We start from the raw sequence: 1,614 nt of genomic DNA, 5'->3' as shown, positions 1-1,614 counted from the left end.
CTTGTTTTGCTTTTTATAATATCGACTATAGGAATCTGCTAAATTTTCCACCGATTTCTGTAAGGCAATACTGTCTACTTCTTTCAGGAAAGAATACTCTTTCTTTAAAGCCGGAAGTTCTTTGATTGTTGCGTATTTATCCAGAAAAGAACCTTTCCATTCATTAGAGGGTAATTGGCCGTTCTGCTTCATTTCTTCACAAATATACCAGTAGGCACCTTTCTCCTTTTGTTTGCCTAAAAAGAAGTTAAAGACAAAACGGGAGCAGCCGATCGTTTTATTGATTAGAACTAGTTGTTCTTTAGTTGGATAGATTCGAAATTTATAAGCTTTGTTTACGACCATTGGTTTCACCTCCTTATAGTTATTATTAACTATCGAACGTATGTTTGCCAAAAAATAACTTTGTCTTCTGGCGGGAAATGATAAATCATTCAGGTAAAAAGGGAAAGGTGCAACAGCTAAAAACCATCACGCCTTATTTAGAAGTCTTCTTCAAAACTTCCATACTATTACTTTATCACATGCAAAATGAATCAGTGTCCGTTTATCGTTCGGAAATCGTTCCCTCTAAAATAGAGCTATTAATTCATCCACTTTTGTTTGCCTTTCCGATGCAAAATAAGGTTAAAATACCCCTTTGAATTGGTTATAATCCAGATTGTGTATAATTTACAGACACCCGTCTTTTCTCACATTCTTGGATAGTGTAAACATCAGGTGCCGGAGATGGTTTAGCTGGTGTTCTTTGAACCTTTCCAATCAAAAACTTCTCTGTAGTTATACTCACAACAAGCTTTCCAACTATAACCTGGCATTTCATTATGGGCTTTATCACACTTCCCTATCCCATTTTTAACAAGTGCAGTGTGAAGTTCTGCAATACTTGCAAGTGTGGCTTCATCTATATTATATCGATAGTCTTCAGCAACACAGATACCAAGCGAAAATTGATTGCTGTTCCCTACATGATAAGTGCGTTTGTCTATATCATTCGCATATACAATCATAGCCATTTTTCCGTTCGGCGTGTTAATAACATTCTTAGGTTCAATGATGAATGTATATCCTATCCCGGGCCACACCATCGTGTTTACATGGTAATCCGCGAAACTTGCTGCATCAGATCCGGGCAAATGTTTTTTTGTAAGTGAATGATGCCATACACGGTGAGCGATTGTTTTAGAACGTTTTGAATACATGCCTTTAGATTTTAATTCCCCTCGCATATCGACTAATTGGGGTAGTTTAGTAAAGTTCATCATTCATCGTCTCCTTTTTATTTAAATAAGGCTTTGTTACACATTAAGTGTCATTTTCCTGATTAGAGCATAAGGTAATATAACCCATTTAAGTATTTCCTCCTTAAAAACAAACAAGGAGATGTTTTTATGTCAGGTTGTGAATCAAGGTGTGACGACGGCTTTGGATTTGGTGGAGGTTTCGCCTTTATAGTCGTTTTGTTCATACTCTTAATCATTGTTGGAGCTAGCTTTGTTGGTGGATGCGGCGGCTACGGCGGCGGTTACGGCGGCGGTTACGGCGGCGGTTACGGCGGCGGTTACGGCGGCGGTTACGGCGGCGGTTACGGCGGCGGTYACGGCGGCGGTTACG

At 39.2% G+C, this 1,614-nt stretch carries 2 protein-coding genes and 1 pseudogene; 1 reads left to right on the top strand and 2 read right to left on the bottom strand.

Features of this window, described 5'->3' with window-relative positions; genetic code table 11:
- Together AC1DUW_RS28095 and AC1DUW_RS28090 are read right to left on the bottom strand one after the other, a co-directional pair.
- On the bottom strand, nt 1–345 hold a 345-nt coding region (locus AC1DUW_RS28095), incomplete at its 3' end, for a helix-turn-helix domain-containing protein (protein ID WP_477644087.1).
- 389 nt (nt 346–734) lie between these two features.
- A complete protein-coding gene (locus AC1DUW_RS28090) occupies nt 735–1,265 on the bottom strand; it encodes a peptidoglycan recognition protein family protein (RefSeq protein ID WP_053345453.1) in 531 nt (176 codons plus the stop codon).
- Nucleotides 1,266–1,391: 126 nt separating this feature from the next.
- Between AC1DUW_RS28090 and AC1DUW_RS28085 the strand changes: the two are divergent.
- Nucleotides 1,392–1,505 (top strand): annotated as a pseudogene (locus AC1DUW_RS28085) (YjcZ family sporulation protein); the annotation flags it as partial.
- Between the last annotated feature and the right edge of the window lie 109 nt (nt 1,506–1,614).

It is taken from the genome of Peribacillus sp. P4_C12 (assembly GCF_056402095.1).
Note: the sequence above shows the minus strand (reverse complement) of the source record. Positions and strands in the feature narration are given on the sequence as shown.